This is a genomic window from Serratia sp. Nf2, from assembly GCF_003028435.1.
Lineage (GTDB): Bacteria > Pseudomonadota > Gammaproteobacteria > Enterobacterales > Enterobacteriaceae > Serratia > Serratia marcescens_L.
Genome location: NZ_PYTW01000003.1, coordinates 409,745 through 431,537, shown reverse-complemented (window position 1 = coordinate 431,537; position 21,793 = coordinate 409,745). Strand labels below are relative to the sequence as shown.

Genomic DNA, 21,793 nt, shown 5'->3' with positions numbered 1-21,793 from the left:
CTACACAAAGCCAATGAATTTCGCCTGTTGCATAAAGTGTAGCCGATGCTACATTGTCAGCATGATAGGTGGAAAAATAACCAGTAAAAGATTGAGGGTACTTCATGCGTGATGCGGCAACCACTCCATCGTTAACCGAACGGACCAACATTGCGATTGGCGCCGCCCTTGCCGGACGCAAGCGCGGTGCCTTTACGCCGCTGCTGTTCGCCGGCCCGGCGGTGATTGCCTCTATTGCCTATATGGATCCCGGCAACTTTGCCACCAACATTCAGGCCGGGGCGAAATACGGCTACAGCCTGCTGTGGGTGGTGGTGATGGCCAACCTGATCGCCATGCTGTTTCAGGCGCTGTCGGCCAAGCTGGGCATCGTCACCAACCGCAATCTGGCGGAGATGTGCCGCGACCAGTTTTCACGGCCGGTGGTGATCGGCATGTGGCTGCTCAGCGAAGTGGCGGCGATGGCCACCGATCTGGCGGAGTTTCTTGGCGGGGCGATCGCGCTGGCGCTGCTGTTCCACATGCCGCTGCTGGCGGGGATGGGGGTGACGGCGGTGATCACCTATGCGCTGTTGATGGTGGAAAAGAAAGGTTTCCGCCCGGTCGAGCTGATGATCGGTGGTCTGGTGGGCATCATCGCGCTGTGCTACCTGGTAGAGATGTTCATCGTGCCGGTGGATTGGCAGGCGGCCGGGATCGGCATGGTGACGCCGCAGTTGCCGGATGCGCAGGCGCTGACCATCGCCGTCGGCATTATCGGTGCCACCGTGATGCCGCACGCCATTTTCCTGCACTCGGGGCTGACCCAGCACCGCAGCCCGGCGAGCGACAACGGCGAGCGGCGCAAGCTGCTGCGTTTCTCCAATATTGAGGTGGTGATCGCGCTGGCGCTCGCCGGGCTGGTGAATATTGCGATGGTCATCATGGCCTCGAGCGCTTTCCACGCCGGTAATAGCGACGTGGCCGAAATTGGCACCGCCTACCATACGCTGACGCCGCTGTTCGGCGCGGCGGCCGCCGGCATTTTCCTCGCGTCGCTGATCGCCTCCGGCATTTCCAGCTCAGTGGTAGGCACCATGGCCGGGCAGATGATCATGCAGGGCTTCGTCGGTTTCCGCATTCCGGTGTGGGTGCGCCGTCTGGTGACCATGGTGCCGGCGTTTATCGTGGTGGCGATGGGCGTCAACGCCACCGACGCACTGGTCTACAGCCAGGTGGTGCTGAGCCTTGCGCTGCCGGCGCCGATGATCGCGCTGGTGATGTTCACCCGTCGCCGCGACATCATGGGCGAGTTCGCCAACGGCCGCTGGACCAGTCTGGCGGCGGTGGTCGGCACGGTGGTGATCGTACTGCTCAACGTGGTGCTGCTGTTGCAGACCTTCGGCGTCGATATCCCTGGGCTGGGGTGATCTTATGGGCCGCGCGGGGCGCGGCCGTGTCGCTAAATTATAAATTCCCCACGCCGCCGTCCATCTGCAGCTCGGCGCCGACCATAAACGCCGATTCGTCCGCCGCCAGAAACACCGCCGCTTTGGCCAGTTCCAGCGCGCTGCCCATGCGGCCGATCGGCACCAGCGCGCGGATATCGTCACGCAATATCTGCTCATCCGCTTCCGCCAACCCCAGTTTTCCCAATGCCGGGGTTTCGGTCGGGCCGGGGCTGAGGCCGTTAAGGCGAATGCCGCGCGCGTGCAGCTCGCCGGACAGCGTTCTGGCCAGCGATAGCAAGCCGGCTTTGCTGGCGGCGTAGGCGCTGCTCTGCGGCAGGCCGATATGGGCGCTGACCGAACCGCACAGGATCACCGAAGACGGGTTGGCCAGCAGCGGCAGCAACGCCTGGATCAGAAAAAATGGCCCCTTCAGGTTGATGTCCATCAGCCGCTGATAGCTCTGCTCATCCCACTCCTGCAGCGGGCGATGCGTTACGTCGCCGGCGTTGATGTACAGCACGTCCAGCCGCGGCCACCGTTGCCCCAGCCGCTGCGCCAGTTCGCGCTGCTGCGGGATATCGCCGGCGTCGCTCAGCAGCAACAGTGCCTTGCCCGCCAATGCCTGGCCCGCCGCGTCCAGGGCGCTTTGGCTACGCCCGGTGATCGCCACCGTCGCGCCCTCGGCGATGAACTGGCGGGCGGTTTCCAACCCGATGCCGCTGGTACCGCCGGTAATCAATGCGTATTTGCCTTGCAGTCGTGACATAACCGATTCCTCTTTAGCGTCAGTTGCGGCATTATTTGCGCTATAGTTCCTTTTGCATAGTAGGCACCTTTTGGATACTAAAGGGCGAGGTGGGATGAAATGACGGCACAAGCGCCATTAGCGGCGGAAAATAATTTGGCGGCGTTGCCGGCGGCGGGCGAATCCTGCCCGATGGTGGACTTCGTCAATCTGGTGTCGGGCAAATGGGCGATACCGATCCTGTACCGGCTGATCGTGATCGACGGCCCTGTGCGATTCAGTGAGCTGCAGCGGGCGGTGGCGCCCATTGCGCAAAAAGAGCTGACGCGCCAGCTGCGGCTGTTCGAGCTGCGCGGCCTGGTGACGCGGCAGGTATTTCCCGAAGTGCCGCCGCGGGTGGAGTACCAGGTCACCGCACTCGGCAAATCGCTGCGGCCGACGCTCGACTCGCTGGCCGAGTGGATGCGCCGGCACGCGCCGCAGCTGATCGGCGGCTAGTCGCCGATGCCCGGCGGGTTGATGGCGGAACGCTCGACCTTTTCATCGCCTTCGCCCCAGCGCTCCAGCACCTGCGCGTATTCGCCGCTGACGATGACGCCGTTGATGGCGGCGTTGATGGCGTTCACCAGCCCATTGTCTTTCTTGCTGGTAACCGCCACGTAGGCCACGTTGGGGCCGATGCCGACCATTTTGGTTTTGCCGGTCAGCGCCGCCTTGTAGGCGCCGGTGGAGTGGGGGCCGAAGAATGCGTCGGCGCGCCCGGACTGAATGCTCAGGTTGGTGGCGGCGTCGTCGGTCACGTAGATCGGCTGTACCGGCGGCAGCCCGGCGGCGCGGTTTTGCTTATCCCATCCCAGCAGTATGTTTTCCTGATTGGTGCCGGATCCGACGATGATCCGCAGCCCGGCGACGTCCTGCGGCCGGTTGATCGAGGTGATGTGGCTGGTGGATTTGACGTAAAAGCCCAGCGTGTCCACCCGATAGGTCGCGAAGTCGAATTTGGTCTTGCGCTGCTTGGTGACGGCGATGTTGAAGATCGCCGCATCGTATTTGCCGGCGCTGATGCCCAGCGGCCAATCCTCCCAGGAGGTAGGCACCAGATTCAGCGCCAGCCCGAGGCTGTCGGCCACCAGGCGGGCGATGTCCGGATCGCTGCCGATCAGCGTTTTATTGTCCTCGGCGAACAGCGCTAGCGGCGGAGAATTCTCGAACGCCACCGCCACCGTCAGCTTGCCGGGCACGGCAAAGTGAAAATTCGCCGGAATCAGTGTGATAGCGGCCGGGTTCGGCTCTGCGCGTATCGGCTCTTGGTTAGCCCGCAGATCGATACCGCCCGCCGTGGCCGCCTGAACGGCAGCGCTCAGCAACAGCGCGTACAGCGCCGAAATCCTCAGTGGCATAACACCCTCTACTCTTTGTTAATCATGGGGTTACTATTGGCGGCGGCACAGGGCAAGTAAAGCAACAATAGTGAATAACCAAAGTGAAAAGATGCACAAACGGGGCGCCGGCCTGCGCGAATCTGCAGCACTCGACGCGGAAAGTGCGCAATCAGGTTGAAAGCAGTAGAATTTGTCACTCATACTGCGTACAGCTAATTGTGTAAAACAAGGAACGCCAGATGGCCGAAGAAACGATTTTCAGTAAAATTATCCGCCGCGAAATCCCTGCTGATGTGGTTTATCAGGATGAACTGGTCACCGCTTTCCGTGACATCTCCCCTCAGGCACCCACCCATGTGCTGATCGTTCCCAACGTGCTGATCCCAACCGTCAACGATGTGACCGTGGAGCACGAAGCCGCGCTGGGCCGCATGATCACCGCCGCGGCGAAGATCGCCGAACAGGAAGGCATCGCCGAAGACGGCTATCGCCTGATCGTCAACTGCAACCGCCACGCCGGTCAGGAGGTCTATCATATTCATATGCACCTGGTCGGTGGCCGCTCGCTGGGGCCGCTGTTGTCACGTTAAGCGAGGAAATCATGCGCGGTAAAAAAACTCTGCGTGGTCTGATGGCGTTGGCGCTGCCCGCCGCGTTGCTGATGGGATGCAGTTCACCGCCCGGCATCGCGGTCAACCAAGGGCAGACGGTGGTGATGGATCCTTCGGTGCTGACCGCCGGCATTTTGGCCGATACGCCCTCGATTTCGAACGCCTCCGGGCGGGTGATGGCGACCTCGGTGCTCAATAACAGCCAGCCGACGCCGGTCACCGTACATTATCGTTTCTATTGGTACGACGCGCAGGGGCTGGATATTCGTCCCTTCGAGAAACCGCGCGAGATCGTCGTGGCGCCCGACTCGGACGCCAAAATCTACTCGATTAACGGCAACCTGGACGCCAAAAGCGCGCGTCTGTATCTGTACCTGTAAGCGCTTGCCAGGTTTGGAGAAAAAGCATGAAAAAGTACGTCTTAGTGGCGCTGGCCGCATTAACCCTGAGCGGCTGTCTGTCGCGTCCGCCCGAGCCGGATCAGCCGCTGCCGCCGGTCACCGTCGAGCCGGATCAACCGACGCCGCCGGTCGAGCAGCCACAGCCGCCAACCACCGAGCCGGTGCCGCAGCCGCCGAAAATCCAGCAGCTTGACTGGCTGGGCAGCGTTCAGCCGCTGGTGGGGCAGATGCTGAAGGCCGATGGCGTCACGGCCGGCAGCGTGCTGCTGCTGGACAGCGTCAAGAACAACACCAATGGTTCGCTGCAGATGGGCAAAGCCACCGCGGCGCTGTATAAGGCGCTGGCGTCGAATTCCACCTTCAGCGTGGTGCCGGAAGCGAAGCTGACCAGCGCCAGACAAACGCTGGGCCTGTCGGCGGATGACAGCTTCGGTTCGCGCAGCAAGGCGATTGGCCTGGCGCGTATCGTCGGCGCGCAGTACGTGCTGTACAGCGACGTCAGCGGCGACGTGAAGTCGCCGGCGTTGGATATGCAGCTGATGCTGGTGCAAACCGGCGAGATCGTCTGGTCGGGCAATGGCGCCGTTAAACGCTGAGGCCGCGCTGCGACGATTGATGGAAACCAGACTGCCGGCGGTGAATACCGCCGGTTGTCATTTTAGCCCGGTGCAGGGGCTGACCGGCGAGAGCTGGCGCATCGACGGCGCGGGCATCACGCTGTTGGCGCGGCAGCACAGTGCGGAAAAGCGTGCGCTGGGCGTGAGCCGCCAGCGGGAAGCGCGGGTCCTGCGCCGCTGCGCGCCAGGGCTGGGGCCACGGGTTTTCGCACAGAATAATCAGTGGCTTATCCTCGAGTGGCTCGAAGGTGACGTCGTCACAGATACCGAGTTTGCGGCGCTGAATCAGCGCGGCGAGCTGGCGGCGATGGCGGCGGAACTGCATCGGCGGCCGCTCAGCGGTTACCGACTGGATCTGCGACGGCAGTTCCTCCGCTACTGGCAGCAACTGGATAGGCGGCGTTTAACCCCTGACTGGCTGCGCCTGCAGCGTCATTTTTTACGCAGCGCCTTGCCACGGCCGCTGCGCCTGGCGCCGCTGCACATGGACATTCATCCGGGCAATCTGCTCGCCACCGGCGCGGGGCTGCGGCTGATCGACTGGGAATATGCCGCCGACGGCGACGTGGCGCTGGATATCGCCGCGCTGTTTCGCGCCAACGCTTGGTCGGCCGCCCAACAGCAGCGCTTTTTGCAGCACTACGCGCGCCAGGGCTATCACGACGTCGCCCGGCTGCAGGCGCAGGTGCGCCGCTGGCTGCCGTGGGTGGATTATCTGATGCTGCTGTGGTTTGAAGTGCGCTGGCAGCAGAGCGGCGACGCCGAATTTTTGCGCTGGGGCGCGGCGGTGCGCCGGCGACTTTGTTTATCATCATCCGAATTCTGAACGAACAATAATGAAGTGAGGTGCCCGTGGGCCCAGTAATGCTAGATGTCGCCGGCTACGAGCTGGATGCAGAAGAACGCGAAATATTGAAACACCCGCTGGTTGGCGGATTGATCCTGTTTACCCGCAACTTCCACGATGCGGAGCAGTTGCGTGAGCTGGTGCGCCAGATCCGCGCCGAATCGCACGATCGGCTGGTGGTGGCGGTAGATCAGGAGGGCGGGCGCGTACAGCGCTTCCGCGAGGGCTTCACCCGTTTACCGGCGGCGCAGTCGTTTGCCGCGTTGCACGATGCGCAGGAAGGTGGCCGTCTGGCGCAGGAGGCCGGCTGGCTGATGGCGGCGGAGATGATCGCGCAGGATATCGACATCAGCTTTGCGCCGGTGCTGGATATCGGCCACGGCAGCGCGGCGATCGGCGAACGTTCGTTCCACAGCGATCCGCAGCAGGCGCTGGCGATGGCGGAACGCTTTATCCTCGGCATGCACAGCGCCGGCATGAAAACCACCGGCAAACACTTCCCGGGGCACGGCGCCGTCAGCGCCGATTCGCACAAGGAAACCCCGCGCGATCCGCGGCCGCTGGCGCAGATCCGTGAGCACGACATGGCGATCTTCCGCGAGCTGATCAACCGCCAGCTGTTGGACGCCGTCATGCCGGCCCATGTCATCTATACTGAAGCGGACCCGCGTCCGGCCAGCGGCTCGCCATACTGGCTGCAGCAGATCCTGCGTCAGGAACTGGGCTTCGACGGCGTGATTTTCTCCGACGATCTGTCGATGGAAGGCGCCGCGATCATGGGCAGCTACGCCGAGCGCGGCCAGGCGGCGCTGGATGCCGGTTGCGACATGATCCTGGTGTGCAACCACCGCGAAGGTGCGGTCAGCGTGCTGGATAACCTGTCCCCGGTCAAAGCAGAGAAGGTGAAGCGGTTATATCATCGCGGTCAGTTCACCCGTCAGGAACTGCGCGACTCCGAGCGCTGGCAGCAGGCGCACAAGGCGCTCAGCGCGCTGAGCGAACGCTGGGAGGAGCACAAGCAGCGTTCGCAAGGGTGAATCCAGGCGCCGCATCGCGGCGCAGAGCGGAAATGATGAGGGCCGCGCCCGCGGCCCTTGGCTTGTTGCGAGGATCCACATGATTATCTATTTGCACGGCTTTGATTCCACCAGTCCCGGCAATCATGAAAAGGTGTTACAGCTGCAGTTTATCGATCCGGACGTGCGCTTCATCAGCTACAGCACGCTGCATCCGCGTCACGACATGCAGCATCTGTTGAAAGAGGTGGACAAGGCGGTGCAGCAGGGCGGCGATGCGCATCCGTTGATCTGCGGGGTCGGCCTCGGCGGTTTCTGGGCGGAGCGCATCGGCTTTCTGTGCGGCATTCGCCAGGCGATGTTCAATCCCAATCTGTACCCGGAAGAGCACATGCACGGCAAGATAGACCGGCCGGAAGAGTACCGCGATATTGCCACCAAGTGCGTGGAGGATTTCCGCGAGAAAAATCGCGATCGCTGTCTGGTGGTGCTGTCGCGGCACGACGAGGTGCTGGATAACCGGCGCAGCGCCGAATTGCTGCATCACTACTACGAAATCGTGTGGGATGAACAGCAGACGCACAAGTTCAAAAACATCTCGCCGCATCTGCAGCGGATCAAGGCGTTCAAGGCACTGGGTTAACAGTTTCATAACGCTGCCGCGAGCCGCGCTCCCCGTTTTTCACCGACGGAAAGTGCGGCTTTTTTGTGCGTCAAAGCAAGATTCCGTGTTGCAATCGGCAAAATTTAAAACTGTGACTCAGCGCTAACTATTTGAATCGCAATCCCCAAAAAATCCCCTCGTCCAGCCTTTAACCAAAAAAAATTGATGTACGTCAATTTTGGTATGACCAAATAACCTCGCATGTTATTCTGGCCTTAGAGAGCCGATTTATTTTAAGCGAACCCTATGTATTCTAAGGATATTATTTATTTACTCTGGAATAACAAATGGTTCACATTTAGGGGGTTATTTTGACAACGCCAAAGAAGAAAATCGTTATTGTTGGCGGCGGCGCCGGTGGTCTGGAGCTGGCGACCAGCCTGGGCCATAAACTTGGCCGCAAGAACAAAGCGGAGATCACGCTGGTGGATCGCAACCACAGCCATTTGTGGAAACCGCTGTTGCACGAAGTGGCAACCGGTTCCCTCGATGACGGCGTGGATGCGCTCAGCTACCTGGCGCACGCGCGCAACCACCATTTCAGCTTCCAGCTGGGGTCGTTGACCAACATCAACCGCGAGACGCAAACGCTGCAGCTGGCGCAGATCTGCGACGAGCAGGGCGGCGAGTTGGTGCCGGCGCGCGAATTGCCGTACGACATCCTGGTGATGGCGCTGGGCAGCACCTCGAACGATTTCGGTACGCCGGGCGTGAAAGAGCACTGCATCTTCCTGGATAACCCACATCAGGCACGTCGTTTCCACAACGAAATGCTCAACCTGTTCCTGAAGTTCTCGGCGCAGCCGGGGCAAAAAGAGCGGGTCAACATCGCTATCGTCGGCGGCGGCGCCACCGGCGTTGAGCTGTCCGCCGAACTGCACAACGCGGTCAAGCAGCTGCACAGCTACGGTTTCGAAGGCCTGGACAACAGCGCGCTCAACGTGACGCTGGTGGAAGCCGGCGAGCGCATTCTGCCGGCGCTGCCGCCGCGCATTTCCGCCGCTGCGCACCAGGAACTGATCAAATTGGGCGTGCGCGTGCTGACCAACACCATGGTGACCAGCGCGGACGCCAAAGGCCTGAACACCAAGGGCGGCGAGTTTATCGACGCCGATCTGATGGTGTGGGCGGCCGGCATTAAGGCGCCGGACTTCATGAAAGACATCGGCGGCCTGGAAACCAACCGCATCAACCAGTTGGTGGTGGAGCCGACGCTGCAGACCACGCGCGATCCGAACATCTTCGCCATCGGCGACTGCGCCTCTTGCCCGAAAGAGGGGGGCGGTTTCGTGCCGCCGCGCGCCCAGTCGGCGCACCAGATGGCTTCGCGCTGCGCCACCAATATTCTGGCGCTGATGAACGGCCAGACGCTGAAGCCATACGTGTATAAAGACCACGGCTCGCTGGTGTCGCTGTCGCGCTTCAGCACCGTCGGCAGTCTGATGGGCAACCTGATGCGCGGCTCGATGATGGTGGAAGGGCGCATCGCGCGTTTCGTTTACATCTCGCTGTACCGCATGCACCAAGTGGCGTTGCACGGCTATATCAAAACCGGCCTGATGATGCTGGTGGGCGGCATCAACCGGGTGATCCGCCCGCGTCTGAAAATGCACTGATCCTGCCTTTGTCGATCAACCCGCGCCGGTTCGCCCGCGCGGGTTTTTTTTGGGCGGCGCGAGGCGAACGGCGGCGGTTGCTTGATTCTTCAGCATAAGCTGTCGTCGACATGGGTAAAATTCTTAAGATTCCTCCTAAACAACGGGAAAACGGCCGTTTTCCCGCATTTTTGGTCCCCTTGTCTTATTGCGGGTCCTCAGATCATTGTGCAGACTTTACCTCGTTTACAGACGGCGCGTCGCGCACGCCGTAAACCGGGATACCGCAAGCCGCCCATGCGCAAAATAATAAGCGCGGTGCCAGCCGGTCACAGACCCCGGAAAAAATGCGTGGTAACACTTTCAGGAGGTTTCCTGTGAACAAGTCAATGTTAGCCGGTGTTGGAATTGGTGTCGCTGCCGCTCTGGGGATTGCAGCAGTAGCCAGCCTGGACGTCTTTTCTGCCGGTCCGCAGTACGCGCAGGTGCTCGCCGCAACGCCGATCAAAGAAACCATCAAAACGCCGCGTCAGGAATGCCGCAACGTCACCGTTACGCACCGTGCGCCGGTGCAGGATGAAAACCGCATCGCCGGTTCTGTGCTGGGCGCAGTGGCGGGCGGCGTGATCGGCCACCAGTTCGGTGGCGGTCGGGGGCGCGACGTGGCGACCGTGGTCGGCGCGCTGGGCGGTGGCTATGCCGGCAACCAGGTGCAAGGGGCGATGCAGAACAACGACGTCAGCACCAGCGTTCAGCAGCGTTGCAAAACGGTCTACGACAAGTCCCAGAAAATGCTGGGTTATGACGTGACTTACAAGATCGGTAATCAGCAGGGCAAGATCCGCATGGATCACGATCCGGGCACGCAAATCCCGTTGGATAAAAACGGGCAACTGGTGCTGAACAGAGCCTGATCGCCACATTCGAATTAAGCCCGCGGGCAGTGTTAGTTCTGATCGTTTAACCCGGTTAAGCGAGCGGCGTTAACATTGACGCGGGTTTCTGTTTTCTGCCTGCCAAGAATTTGCGATTGTTCTAATGTCTGCGTGCGATATCACTGGGCAAAACTTCAAAAAAGCCCCCGCGTTTGTTATATTATTGTGCAATTAAGCGGTGTGTTCGGTGCCAATCGCCACACCGGCCAAACCCGAGTATTTCGTCTCGCAGAGATAACGACATGTTAGATTTTCGCTTTCCGACAGCGTTGCAAATGGTCCTTAGCGTCGCCGTAGCTGAGAAGCAGGGCATGCGTTCGACAAGCGCCACCCTCGCCGCCGCTCTGGAAGCCAACCCCAGTTTTATCCGCAAACTGATGGTCCCGCTGACCAAAGACGGCATCATCGTTTCCACCCTGGGCCGAAACGGCTCTATCCATCTCGGCCGCCCGGCGGAAGAGATCACCCTGCGGGACATCTATCTGGCGGTGATCGACGATAAGCGCATCTGGGCTTCCCGCCCTGAAGTGCCGGCCCGTTGCCTGGTGAGCGCCAACGCCTGCTGGTATTTCAAATCGGTGGTGAACGAGGCCGAGCAGGCTTCGCTTGCGGTGCTGGCGCGCCACACCGTGGCCGATTCGCTGGCCGAACTGGAGCGGGGCGACAAGCGCGCCTGCGCGGAGTACGCCGCCGCGCAAGAGGCTGAAACCGCCGACAAATAATCGCGGTTCGCATGCATAAAAAAAGGTCGGGCAATGCCCGACCTTTTTGCATTTTAACGCCGCATTCAGACGGTCTGTGACTGTGCTTTGCGCGCCACCAGGCGCCGCAGGGTGACGTAGAACACCGGCGTCAGGAACAGCCCGAACAGGGTGACCCCCAACATGCCGGAGAACACCGTGATGCCGGTGACGCCACGCACCTCGGCGCCGGCGCCGTGGCCGAGGATCAGCGGGATGGTGCCGGCGATGAAGGCGATGGAGGTCATCACGATCGGCCGCAACCGCAGGCGACAGGCCTCCAGTGCCGCCTCGACGATGCCTTTGCCCTGCATTTCCAGCTCGCGGGCGAACTCGACGATCAGAATGGCGTTCTTGCAGGCCAGCCCCATCAGAACGACCAGCCCGACCTGCACGAACACATTGTTGTCGCCGCCGGTCAGCCACACGCCGAACAGCGCCGACAGCATGGTCATCGGCACGATCAGGATCACCGCCAACGGCAGCGTCCAGCTCTCATACAGCGCCGCCAGCGCGAGGAACGCCAGCAACACCGCCACCGGGAACACCACCAGCGCGGCGTTGCCCTGGGTCGATTGCTGGTAGCTCAGATCGGTCCACTGGATGTTCATGCCGTTCGGCAGCAGCTTGCCGGCCATCTGCGTCAGCGCGCCCATCGCCTGGGTAGAGGAGAGCACGCGCGGATCGGCGTCGCCGATCAGATCCGCCGCCGGGAAGCCGTTATAGCGGATCACCGGATCCGGGCCGTAGGTGGTGCCGATGCTGACCATGCTGCCGATCGGCACCATTTCGCCTTTGTCGTTGCGGGTGCGCAGGTTGGCGATGTCCTCCACGCTGTCGCGGAACTGGCCGTCGGCCTGCGCCATCACCTTCCAGGTGCGGCCGTAGCGGTTGAAGTCGTTGATGTAAGACGAACCGAGGTAGGTCTGCAGCGTGCTGAACAGCGCATTGAGCGGCACCCCCTGCGCCTTGGCCTTGTCGCGATCGATTTTGGCATCCAGCTGCGGCACGTTGGCCTGATACGAGGAGATCGGGAAGCCCATCCCCGGCGTTTGCATAATGGCGCCGGACATCGTGTTGATCGCCGTCTGCAGCGCGCCGTAGCCCAGCCCGGCGCGATCCTGCACGTACAGCGAATAGCCGGAGCCCTGGCCGATACCGAGGATCGGCGGCGGCATGATTGAGAAGGCGAAACCTTCCTGAATCTGTGAGATGCGCGCGTTGATTTCGGCGTTGATCTGCGCCGCGGTGCGGGTACGGGTACTCAACGACTCCAGCGCGAAGAACACCGTGCCGGTATTCGGCGTATTGGTGAACTGCAGCGCGTTCAGGCCGGGGAAGGCCACCGCATCGGTGACGCCGTCCACGCTCAGGCCGATGGCGCTCATCTTGCGGATCACCGCATCGGTGCGTTCCAGCGAGGCGCCTTCCGGCATTTTCACGCCGCCGATCAGGTACAGCTTGTCCTGCGTCGGGATAAAGCCGCCGGGCACGGTCTTGAACATCACCCCGGCGGCGGCCAGCAGCAGCAGATAGACGACGAACACCGCGCCGCGCCGGCCCAGCACGCGGGATACGCCGCGCTGGTAGCGGTGCGAACCGCTGGCGAAGAAACGGTTGAACGGCCGGAACAGCCAGCCAAACAGCCGGTCGATCAGGCGCGACGGCAGATCTTTCGGCGCGCCGTGCGGTTTGAGCAAGCGCGCCGCCAGCGCCGGCGACAGGGTCAGCGAGTTGATGGCGGAGATCACCGTCGAGATGGCGATGGTGACGGCGAACTGCTTGTAGAACTGGCCGGTAACGCCGGAGAGGAACGCCATCGGTACGAACACCGCGCACAGCACCACGGCGATGGCGATGATCGGGCCGGAGACCTCGCGCATCGCCTGGTGCGCCGCCGCCAGCGGCGACAGCCCCTCTTCGATATTACGCTCGACGTTTTCCACCACCACGATGGCGTCATCCACCACGATGCCGATCGCCAGCACCAGCCCGAACAGGCTGAGGGTATTGAGCGAGAAGCCCAGCAGATACAGCGCGGCAAAGGTGCCGACCACGGAGATCGGGACCGCCAACAGCGGAATGATCGAGGCGCGCCAGGTTTGCAGGAACAGAATGACCACCAGCACCACCAGGATCACCGCTTCCAGCAGGGTATCCACCACCGCGCGGATCGAATCGCGCACAAACACCGTCGGATCGTAAGGCGATTTCCAGCTCATGCCGTCCGGGAAGCGGGTCGCCAGTTCGGCCATCTTGCCGCGCACCGCGTCCGACAGCTCGATGGCGTTGGCGCCCGGCGACTGGAAGATACCGATACCGACCGCATCCTTGTTATTGAGCTGGGCGCGCAGCGCGTAGCTGCCGGAGCCCATTTCGATGCGCGCCACATCGCGCAGCCGCACGATCTCGCCGTTGTCGCCGCTCTTGAGGATGATGTTGCCGAACTCTTCTTCGGTTTGCAGGCGGCCCTGGGCGTTGATCGACAGCAGATAGTCGCTGCGCGTCGGCATCGGCTCTGCGCCGAGCTGGCCGGCGGAGACCTGCACGTTCTGCTCCTGCATGGCGCTCACCACGTCGGAGGCGGTCAGCCCGCGCGCGGCGACCTTGTTCGGATCAAGCCAGATGCGCATCGCATACTCACCGGCGCCGAAGATCTGCACCTGGCCGACGCCCGGCAGGCGGGCCAGCTCATCCTTGACCTTCAGGGTGGCGTAATTGCGTAGATACAGCGAATCGTATTTGCCGGAAGGCGAGACCAGATGCACTACCAGCGTCAGCGCCGGGGACTGCTTCTGGGTGGTGATGCCCTGGCGACGCACGTCTTCCGGCAGGCGCGCTTCGGCCTGCGCCACGCGGTTTTGCACCTGCACCTGCGCCTGATCGGGATCGGTGCCCGGGCGGAAGGTGACGGTGGTCACCAGCACGCCGTCGGAACCGGCGACCGATTTCATGTACATCATGTTTTCAACGCCGTTGATCGCTTCTTCCAGCGGCGTGGCCACCGTTTCAGCGATCTCTTTCGGGTTGGCGCCCGGGTATTCTGCGCGCACCTGCACGCTGGGCGGCACCACGTCCGGGTACTCGCTGATCGGCAGCAGCGGGATGGCTATCACCCCAGCGACAAAAATCAGGATCGACAGCACCGCGGCAAAGATCGGTCGGTCGATGAAAAAGCGGGAAAAGTCCATGGGTCAGAAGTCTCTGCTGGGAGCTTAGTTAAGTGCGGAGGCGATAGGAGTCATGGCGACGGCTTTCGCGTCGACCGGCATGCCCGGCATAAACACTTTCTGCATGCCGTCAACGATCACCCGATCGCCGTTTGCCAACCCTTTCTGCACGATGCGCAATCCTTCGGCCATGCGGCCCACGTCGATGTCGCGGCGCTGCGCCTTGCCGTCTTTATCGACGATGTAAACGAACTTGCGGTTCTGATCGGTCATCACCGCTTTATCGTCGATCAGCATGGCGTTGAACTCGGCGCTGCCGGGCATCTGTACCCGGGCGAACAGCCCCGGCGTGAAGCGGCGATCGCGGTTGTCGAGCAGGGCGCGCATGCGGATGGTGCCGGTCCCGGCGTTCAGCTGGTTATCGGTGAAATCCACCAGCCCCTGATGCGGGGTGCCGTCTTCGCCTACCAGGCCGACCTTCACCGGCAGGCGCGCGTCGTGCCGGCCCTGCTGCTGATAGCGCAGGAAGGTGGCTTCATCCACGTCGAAATAGACATAGACCTTGTCGAGCGACACCAGCGTCGTCAGCACGCTGGCGCTGTCGCCGGCGGTGACCAGGTTGCCGGCGGTGATCATCGCGCGGCTGGCGCGCCCGTCAATCGGCGCGATAACGCGGGTAAAGTCGAGATTCAGCTGCGCCATATCGAGCTGGGCCTGCGCCGCCAGCACGTTGCTTTGCGCCTGCGCGGCGGATGACCGACGCTGCTCCCAGACTTCCTGAGAGATGGCCTGAGTGCCGATCAGTTTCTCGGTGCGCGAGGATTCGCTGCGCGCCAGGGCGGCCTGGTTGCGAGCCCGCACCAGTTCCGCCTGCGCCTGTTCGCGTGCGGCGCGGTAGGTGCGATCGTCGATGGTGAACAGCACCTGGCCTTTTTTCACCTCGTCGCCTTCGGTGTAGTTGACCCGCTCGATGTAGCCGGAGACCCGTGGGCGCAGTTGCACGCTTTGCACCGCTTCGACCCGGCCGTTGAACGCATCCCACTGGCTGATCGGCTTGACCACCACGCTGGCGGCACTGACCACCGGCGGCGGTGGCGGGGCGTTGTGCGCGACGCTGTTGTCGCATCCGGCGAGCAGGGCGGCCAACAGCGCCACCCCGGAGAGCCGCTGGCCCAGAGCGACGGCGCGCGTGCGGCCGCCGGCGTTGAACGATGAGTTTGGTTGATTTGCCATTATTTTTATTCCGATAAGTAAGCGCGGTCAGGCCCCATACCCGGCCCTGTTCTCCGGGATTCGCCCCCGCGCCGGCGTGCGGTGAGGGGGCGGCTGCGTCGTGCAGCGGCGCAGCGTTAGGTTTTGAAACACATTGGTGTCACATTAATGTATCAATATCGGTTACATTAATTGGGTGGAGTATAGTGGCGGCTTTCTGGTAAATGCAATAATAAAAATTGCATTTAAAGCGAAACTGTTGCAACGTATGTGCATCGGGCAGAGGGTGACCCTGCCGAATGATGGGAGCATCAGCATGAACACGACGGGCTTTATTACCGATTTGAAGGCGTGGATCGACAACAATCTGGAAGAGAAACTGGATATCAACACCGTGGCGGACCGCGCGGGCTATTCCAAATGGCATCTGCAGCGCATGTTCAAACGCCAGACCGGCTACGCGCTAGGGGAGTATATCCGCATGCAAAAACTGAAAGTATCGGCGGAGCGCCTGGCCAACAGCGGCGAGCCTATCGTCAGCGTGGCGATTTCGCTTGGCTTCGACTCACAGCAGTCGTTCAACCGCAGCTTCAAGCGCCAGTTCGGCCAAACGCCGGGCGACTGGCGCCGCGCGTTGGCGCAGCCGGCGTCTATGGGGCGCACGCACCACTGAGCGGTTGGCGAGTGGGGATAAAAAAGCCTGAATTTGCGTTCGGGCTTTTTTGTCTATGTGGAACGAGGGATAAATTCGCTGCGCTCACCCTGCGGGCCGCCGTTGGCGGTCCAAAACGCAGGCGTTTTGTCGAACCCTGTCGAGGGTTTTCACCCTCCCGGTCAGTGCGCTATGCATACAAAAAAGCCTGAACGTGAGTTCAGGCTTCTTTGTAGAATATGGCGGTGAGGGAGGGATAGATTCGCTGCGCTCACCCTGCGGGCCGCCGTTGGCGGTCCAAAACGCGGGCGTTTTGTCGAACCCTGTCGAGGGTTTTCACCCTCCCGGTCAGTGCGCTATGCATACAAAAAAGCCTGAACGTGAGTTCAGGCTTCTTTGTAGAATATGGCGGTGAGGGAGGGATTCGAACCCTCGATACACTTTCGCGTATACACACTTTCCAGGCGTGCTCCTTCAGCCACTCGGACACCTCACCATATTTTTTGTTGCGAAATCATCGCTGCAACGGGGCGCTACTATAGGGAGTGGGGCCGATCCGGTCAAGAATAATTTCTGTGTTTTTGTTCGTCCGCTCAAGCCGTGCGCACTTTGCTGAAAACTGCGGCGAACGGCAGGGCTGAAGCCATGAAAGGGCGAGAAAATCAGGGGTAAGGTTCGCGGATAACCGGCGGAAATGGGAGTCGCGATCGCAGAGGGAGGGATGCGCATCCCTCTCGGCGGTACACCATGCAAAAAAAAGCCTGGACGCGAATCCAGGCTTTCTCTTTGAATTTGGCGGTGAGAGAGGGCTTGATTCGCTGCGCTCACCCTGCGGGCCGCCGTTGGCGGTCCAAAACGCAGGCGTTTTGTCGAACCCAGTCGAGGCTTCTCGCCCCTCTCGGCGGTGCATCATGCAAAAAAAAAAGCCTGGATGCGAATCCAGGCTTTCTCTTTGAATTTGGCGGTGAGAGAGGGCTTGATTCGCTGCGCTCACCCTGCGGGCCGCCGTTGGCGGTCCAAAACTCAGGCGTTTTGTCGAACCCTGTCGAGGCTTCTCGCCCCTCTCGGCGGTACACCATGCAAAAAAAAGCCTGGACGCGAATCCAGGCTTTCTCTTTGAATTTGGCGGTGAGAGAGGGGTTCGAACCCTCGATACACTTTCGCGTATACACACTTTCCAGGCGTGCTCCTTCAGCCACTCAGACACCTCACCGTTTTGTTGTCGAAAACGCTTTGCGCTGTCGACGGGCGCTAATGTAGGAGAATCTGATCTCAGCGTCAACCCTCTTATTTCATTCTCATGACTGTTTAGCCAAACTTGCAGCAATTTGCTGATTTACCGAACGATATTTCCACTCGTGGTCGCCAGCGGGCAGGGCAGGCAGCGGCCAGAATCCATGAAAGACGATTGTTTGACCTTTTTCTGTGCAGGTAGCTCAATATATCGCCAATGAGATTGGGTTGTTTGCTGTTATATGCATTAATACTGGATTATTAGTCAGATGTGTCGCTAAATGGAATCATGTCGGCGCGGCGTTTTTGGCAAGGAATATCACGACGCCGCGCAGATTGCCGGGTGACAGGCCGGCGATATCGCAGACAGGGACAGACTCATTACATAATAATGCAGTAGAGGTTCGTTTTGACTCCTTCAGATGCCATGCCGGCGCCGCAAGCGCGCCATGCCATTCCCCCCGGTGCGGGGGCGCTGTTCTTCATCCAGATCTTCGCCACGCTCGGCTTCGCCGTGCTTTACTCTACGCTGGTGCTGTACGCCACCAAGCGGCTGGGCTTCAACGAAAGCAGCGCCAACGCCATGATGGGCGTATTCGGCGCCTTCAACTATGGTCTGCACATGTTCGGCGGCTACCTCGGCGGCCGATTCCTCAGTAACCGCAATCTGTTCGTGCTCGGCATGGTGCTGCAGGTGATCGGCTGCGCGCTGATTGCCGTCGCGGGCGTGTGGGGGCTGTACTGGGGGCTGGCGATGTTCCTGACCGGCAGCGGCCTTAACGTCACCTGCATCAATATGATGCTCACCCAGCGTTTCAAGCCGGATGATGACCGGCGCGAATCGGCGTTCCTGTGGAACTATGCCGGCATGAACCTCGGGTTCTTCGTCGGCTTTACCGTCGCCGGTTATTTCCAACTGACGGAAAACTACCGCGCGCTGTTCCTGTTCGCTACGCTGGGTAACGCTGCGGCGATCATCGTCGCCGTCTGCCGCTGGCGCATTCTGGCGGATCTCAATACCCCGCTGCACGACGCCAGCCGCAGCCAATACCGTTGGCGCATGCTGGTCGGGCTGGCGGTACTGGTGGCACTGGTGCCGATCATCCGCGTGATGCTGACCCACGCCGAGTTCAGCGGCCACTTCGTGATCGTGCTCGGTGCGCTGATCTTCCTGATGCTGTGCGTGGTGACGCTGCGCCACCATCCACGCGATGAGCGCCGCAGAATGGCGGCCTATCTGATTCTGGCGCTGGGCTCGCTGGTGTTTTGGGCGCTGTACCAGCTGGCGCCGATGGGGCTGATGCTGTTCTCCGAGCACAACATCAACCTGAACGTTTACGGTATTCAGGTGGCGCCGCAGTGGCTCCAGAACATCAACACGCTGGTGATCGTGGTGGGCGGCCCGCTGCTGGCCTGGTGGTTCAACCGCCTGCGCGCTCGCGGTTGCAACATCGACATTCCGCTGCAGTTCTCCGGGTCGCTGTTCTGCATCGGGCTCGGCATGCTGGTGCTGCCGCTGGGTATCAGCATGACGGGCGGCGACGGGCTGGTGGCATTCAAATGGATCGTTATCAGCTATGTGTTGCAAAGCGTCGGTGAATTGATGATCTCGCCGATCGGTTACGCCATGATCGGCAAGCTGGCGCCACCGCGCTATCAGGGCGTGATGATGGGCTGCTGGATGATGGTGACCGGCGTCGCCTCGGTGCTGGCGGGCTACGTCTCCGGCCTGATGCCGGAAAACAGCGGCAGCACGCCGCTGCAAACCAACCCCGGCTACAGCGAAATCTTCAGCGCGCTGGGCTGGGGGGCGACGGGCGTCGGCGTGGCGATGCTGATTCTCATTCCGCTGCTGCGGCGCCTTATCCAGCGCGACGCCCCGTCTGCCGCCTGATTGATGAGTATGCACAACAGCCCCACTGGTCGGGGCTGTTTTTATTTTGGGCTTTAACGCTTGCATCCGGCGGCGAATCGCGGAAGGCTGGAGGAAAACCAATAAAAACAAACGGGAGCCCCGCAGTATGAACATCATTTATTACCACCCCTTGTTCAACGCCCAGGAATGGCTGGCCGGCATCAAGCAACGCCTGCCGCAGGCCGAGATCCGCGAGTGGCAGCGCGGCGACGAGCGGCCGGCCGATTATGCGCTGGTGTGGCGCCCGCCGCACGAAATGCTGGCCAATCGTCGCGATCTGAAAGCGGTGTTCGCCCTCGGCGCCGGCGTTGACGCGATCCTCGATCAGGAGCGAAAGCACCCCGGCACGCTGCCCGCCGGCGTACCGCTGCTGCGGCTGGAGGATACCGGCATGGCGCAGCAGATGCAGGAATATGCGCTGAGCTATGTGCTGCGCTATTTCCGTCGTTTCGACGAGTATCAGGCGCTGCAGCAGCGGCAGGAGTGGCAGCCGCTCGATCCGCACTCGCTGGATGATTTCACCATCGGCATCCTCGGCGCCGGCGTGCTGGGGCAGAGCGTGGCGCGCAAACTGACCGAGTTTGGCTTCAGCGTGCGCTGCTGGAGCCGCAGCGCCAAACAGATCGATGGCGTGCAAAGCTTCGCCGGGGAGGCGCAGCGCGCGGCCTTCCTCGACGGCGTCAAATTGGTGATCAACCTGCTGCCCAATACGCCGGAGACCGTCGGCATCCTCAACCGCGAGCTGTTCGCGCAGTTGAGCACGGGCGCCTATCTCATCAACATCGCGCGCGGCGCGCATCTGGTGGAGGCCGATCTGTTGGCGGCGCTCGAGCAGGGGCAGCTGGCCGCCGCCACGCTGGACGTGTTCGCCCGCGAGCCGCTGCCGCAGGATCACCCGTTCTGGCGTCATCCGCGTGTCACCATTACCCCGCATATTGCTGCCATCACGTTGCCGCAGCAGGCGATGGATCAGATCGCCGCCAACATTCGCGCGCTGGAGGCGGGGCATGCCCCGGCCGGCGTGGTCGACAGGCAACGGGGATACTGATCCTTCAGCCGCCGTTCGGTAACTGATAAGCTGACACCGTCATCGCGCCTGCCCGTACCTTTGCGGGCGGGCCCTCTGGAAGGAGAAACAATGTACCCCGTTGATTTGCATATGCACACCGTCGCCAGCACCCACGCTTACAGCACGCTGCACGATTACATCGCCGAAGCCCAGCAGAAGGGCATCAAGCTGTTCGCCATCACCGATCACGGCCCGGACATGGCCGATGCGCCGCACTACTGGCACTTTATGAACATGCACGTGTGGCCGCGCCGGGTGAACGGCGTGGGCATTTTGCGCGGCATCGAAGCCAACATCAAAAACCTGCAGGGCGACATCGACTGCACCGGTCCGATGTTGACCGCCACCGACGTGATCATCGCCGGTTTCCATGAGCCGGTGTTTGCGCCGCAGGATAAAGCGTCCAATACTGAAGCGATGATCGCCGCGATGGCGCAGGGGGACGTGCATATCATCAGCCACCCTGGCAACCCGCGCTACCCGATCGACATTCCCGCCGTCGCGGCGGCGGCGGCCAAATACGAGGTGGCGCTGGAGCTGAATAACTCGTCGTTCACCCATTCGCGCAAGGGCAGCGAGGCCAACTGCCGGGCGATCGCCGCCGCGGTGCGCGATGCCGGCGGCTGGCTGGCGCTGGGCTCGGATTCGCACGTCGCCTTTTCGCTGGGTAACTTTGAGCACTGCGAACGCATCATCGAAGAGGTGGGCTTCCCGCAAGAGCGCATTCTCAACGTCAGCCCGCGCCGGTTGCTGGACTTTCTCGAACGGCGCGGCAAGCCGGCGATTGCGGAATTGGCCGATTTGTGACATCGTCCCGGCAAAATTTTCCGTATTGTATAAGGCATTATCATGAATGAGTTTTCCATTGTTTGCCGCGTGCTGGGTACGCTGTTCTACCGTCAGCCGCAGGATCCGCTTCTGGTGCCGCTGTTCGCGCTGATCAAAGAGGGCAAGCTGCAGCAGCACTGGCCGCTGGAGCAGGATGACCTGCTGAAGCGCCTGCAGCAGGGCTGCGACGTCAACCAGTTGGCGACCGACTTCAACGCGATGTTCGTCGGCAGCGAATGCAGCGTGTCGCCGTTCCGCTCCGACTACGTCGAAGGCGCAAACGAAGCCGAAGTGCGCACCTTCCTGCAGCAGCGCGGCATGCCGCTGGCGGAGGCGCCGGCCGACCATTTCGGCCAGCTGCTGCTGGCGGCGTCTTGGCTGGAAGATCAGTCGCAGGAAGATGAAGCGCAGGCGCAGATCGCCCTGTTCGACGAGTTCCTGCTGCCGTGGTGCGGCCGCTTCCTCGGCAAAGTGGAAGCGCACGCCACCACCGGTTTTTACCGCACGCTGGCGCTGATGACCCGCGACGCCATCCAGGCGATGCGCGACGAGCTGGCGGAGTACGAGCAGGACGACGAAGCGGGCGACGAAGAAGCGTAACGCCGCAGCCATCCCGGCGGGCCGCCCGGCCCGCTAAACACAGGTTTGCATCCCCCAGACGTAAATTGACAAAAGATCCCCTAATCTGGCGGTTTACCGTCGGTTCGGCCGCGCCTGCGCGCCGCGCTTTT

The 21,793-nt window shown here is 61.5% G+C and carries 20 protein-coding genes, 2 tRNA genes and 1 other RNA gene; 16 read left to right on the top strand and 7 right to left on the bottom strand.

Translation table 11 applies throughout. The annotated features are described in order from the left end of the window. Positions 1–104: 104 nt before the first annotated feature. Complete coding sequence (locus C9411_RS09890; protein WP_019455828.1) at positions 105–1,409, top strand: Nramp family divalent metal transporter; 1,305 nt, start codon at positions 105–107, stop codon at positions 1,407–1,409. A gap of 37 nt (positions 1,410–1,446) precedes the next feature. On the opposite strand, the gene C9411_RS09885 is transcribed toward C9411_RS09890, so the two are convergent. Beyond that, a complete protein-coding gene (locus C9411_RS09885) occupies positions 1,447–2,196 on the bottom strand; it encodes an SDR family oxidoreductase (RefSeq protein WP_107226964.1) in 750 nt (249 codons plus the stop codon). 99 nt (positions 2,197–2,295) lie between these two features. Between C9411_RS09885 and C9411_RS09880 the strand changes: the two genes are divergently transcribed. Then, positions 2,296–2,673, top strand: a complete 378-nt coding sequence (locus tag C9411_RS09880; protein ID WP_074181196.1) for a helix-turn-helix domain-containing protein — start codon at positions 2,296–2,298, stop codon at positions 2,671–2,673. Here the strand turns inward: C9411_RS09880 and C9411_RS09875 are convergent. After that, positions 2,670–3,575 (bottom strand): transporter substrate-binding domain-containing protein, encoded by a 906-nt coding sequence (locus C9411_RS09875; protein WP_107226963.1) that lies wholly within the window; start codon positions 3,573–3,575, stop codon positions 2,670–2,672. The two genes, C9411_RS09880 and C9411_RS09875, sit on opposite strands and share 4 nt — an antisense overlap. A gap of 221 nt (positions 3,576–3,796) precedes the next feature. Between C9411_RS09875 and hinT the strand changes: the two genes are divergently transcribed. The 9 genes from hinT to C9411_RS09830 all read left to right on the top strand — a co-directional run bounded on the left by hinT (position 3,797) and on the right by C9411_RS09830 (position 10,965). Beyond that, entirely contained in the window at positions 3,797–4,147 is a 351-nt protein-coding gene (gene hinT, locus C9411_RS09870; protein ID WP_004928776.1) for a purine nucleoside phosphoramidase, read from the top strand. A gap of 11 nt (positions 4,148–4,158) precedes the next feature. Beyond that, positions 4,159–4,548 carry a YcfL family protein gene (locus tag C9411_RS09865; RefSeq protein WP_015377465.1) on the top strand — a complete coding sequence of 130 codons (390 nt, stop codon included), beginning with the start codon at positions 4,159–4,161 and terminating at the stop codon, positions 4,546–4,548. A 26-nt stretch (positions 4,549–4,574) separates the two neighbouring features. Next, entirely contained in the window at positions 4,575–5,165 is a 591-nt protein-coding gene (lpoB, locus tag C9411_RS09860; RefSeq protein ID WP_107226962.1) for a penicillin-binding protein activator LpoB, read from the top strand. Next, positions 5,146–6,012, top strand: coding sequence for a thiamine kinase (gene thiK, locus C9411_RS09855; protein ID WP_107226961.1), 867 nt, complete (start codon positions 5,146–5,148; stop codon positions 6,010–6,012). The genes lpoB and thiK overlap by 20 nt, the downstream gene beginning before the upstream one ends. Before the next feature lie 38 nt (positions 6,013–6,050). Further along, positions 6,051–7,070 carry a beta-N-acetylhexosaminidase gene (gene nagZ, locus C9411_RS09850; RefSeq protein ID WP_049207136.1) on the top strand — a complete coding sequence of 340 codons (1,020 nt, stop codon included), beginning with the start codon at positions 6,051–6,053 and terminating at the stop codon, positions 7,068–7,070. A gap of 79 nt (positions 7,071–7,149) precedes the next feature. Continuing rightward, positions 7,150–7,692, top strand: a complete 543-nt coding sequence (gene ycfP, locus C9411_RS09845; protein ID WP_033638056.1) for an alpha/beta hydrolase YcfP — start codon at positions 7,150–7,152, stop codon at positions 7,690–7,692. 332 nt (positions 7,693–8,024) lie between these two features. Then, positions 8,025–9,329, top strand: a complete 1,305-nt coding sequence (locus C9411_RS09840) for an NAD(P)/FAD-dependent oxidoreductase (RefSeq protein WP_004928794.1) — start codon at positions 8,025–8,027, stop codon at positions 9,327–9,329. A 356-nt stretch (positions 9,330–9,685) separates the two neighbouring features. Then, positions 9,686–10,222, top strand: a complete 537-nt coding sequence (locus C9411_RS09835) for a glycine zipper 2TM domain-containing protein (protein ID WP_167325016.1) — start codon at positions 9,686–9,688, stop codon at positions 10,220–10,222. 263 nt (positions 10,223–10,485) lie between these two features. Further along, entirely contained in the window at positions 10,486–10,965 is a 480-nt protein-coding gene (locus C9411_RS09830) for an Rrf2 family transcriptional regulator (protein ID WP_025302433.1), read from the top strand. Positions 10,966–11,030: 65 nt separating this feature from the next. On the opposite strand, the gene sdeB is transcribed toward C9411_RS09830, so the two are convergent. Further along, complete coding sequence (sdeB, locus tag C9411_RS09825; RefSeq protein ID WP_063989540.1) at positions 11,031–14,174, bottom strand: multidrug efflux RND transporter permease subunit SdeB; 3,144 nt, start codon at positions 14,172–14,174, stop codon at positions 11,031–11,033. Between the two features lie 24 nt (positions 14,175–14,198). Next, a complete protein-coding gene (gene sdeA / locus C9411_RS09820; RefSeq protein ID WP_107226960.1) occupies positions 14,199–15,386 on the bottom strand; it encodes a multidrug efflux RND transporter periplasmic adaptor subunit SdeA in 1,188 nt (395 codons plus the stop codon). 295 nt (positions 15,387–15,681) lie between these two features. Between sdeA and C9411_RS09815 the strand changes: the two genes are divergently transcribed. Beyond that, on the top strand, positions 15,682–16,038 hold the full coding sequence (locus C9411_RS09815; protein ID WP_004928813.1) for a helix-turn-helix domain-containing protein: 357 nt from the start codon (positions 15,682–15,684) through the stop codon (positions 16,036–16,038). A gap of 219 nt (positions 16,039–16,257) precedes the next feature. On the opposite strand, the gene C9411_RS09810 is transcribed toward C9411_RS09815, so the two are convergent. The 3 genes from C9411_RS09810 to C9411_RS09800 form a co-directional block, all read right to left on the bottom strand. Then, positions 16,258–16,377, bottom strand: a non-coding RNA gene (locus C9411_RS09810) — RtT sRNA. A gap of 46 nt (positions 16,378–16,423) precedes the next feature. Beyond that, positions 16,424–16,513 (bottom strand) — tRNA-Ser (locus C9411_RS09805). 627 nt (positions 16,514–17,140) lie between these two features. Continuing rightward, positions 17,141–17,230, bottom strand: a tRNA-Ser gene (locus tag C9411_RS09800). 447 nt (positions 17,231–17,677) lie between these two features. On the opposite strand from C9411_RS09800, the gene C9411_RS09795 reads away from it, so the two are divergent. The 4 genes from C9411_RS09795 (at position 17,678) to C9411_RS09780 (ending at position 21,662) form a co-directional block, all read left to right on the top strand. Then, on the top strand, positions 17,678–19,144 hold the full coding sequence (locus C9411_RS09795) for a peptide MFS transporter (RefSeq protein WP_107226959.1): 1,467 nt from the start codon (positions 17,678–17,680) through the stop codon (positions 19,142–19,144). Between the two features lie 127 nt (positions 19,145–19,271). After that, positions 19,272–20,213 (top strand): glyoxylate/hydroxypyruvate reductase GhrA, encoded by a 942-nt coding sequence (gene ghrA / locus C9411_RS09790; RefSeq protein WP_060419491.1) that lies wholly within the window; start codon positions 19,272–19,274, stop codon positions 20,211–20,213. Between the two features lie 90 nt (positions 20,214–20,303). After that, complete coding sequence (locus C9411_RS09785) at positions 20,304–21,041, top strand: phosphatase (protein WP_004928821.1); 738 nt, start codon at positions 20,304–20,306, stop codon at positions 21,039–21,041. Positions 21,042–21,083: 42 nt separating this feature from the next. Next, positions 21,084–21,662, top strand: a complete 579-nt coding sequence (locus C9411_RS09780; protein ID WP_063989542.1) for a molecular chaperone — start codon at positions 21,084–21,086, stop codon at positions 21,660–21,662. Positions 21,663–21,793 lie beyond the last annotated feature (131 nt).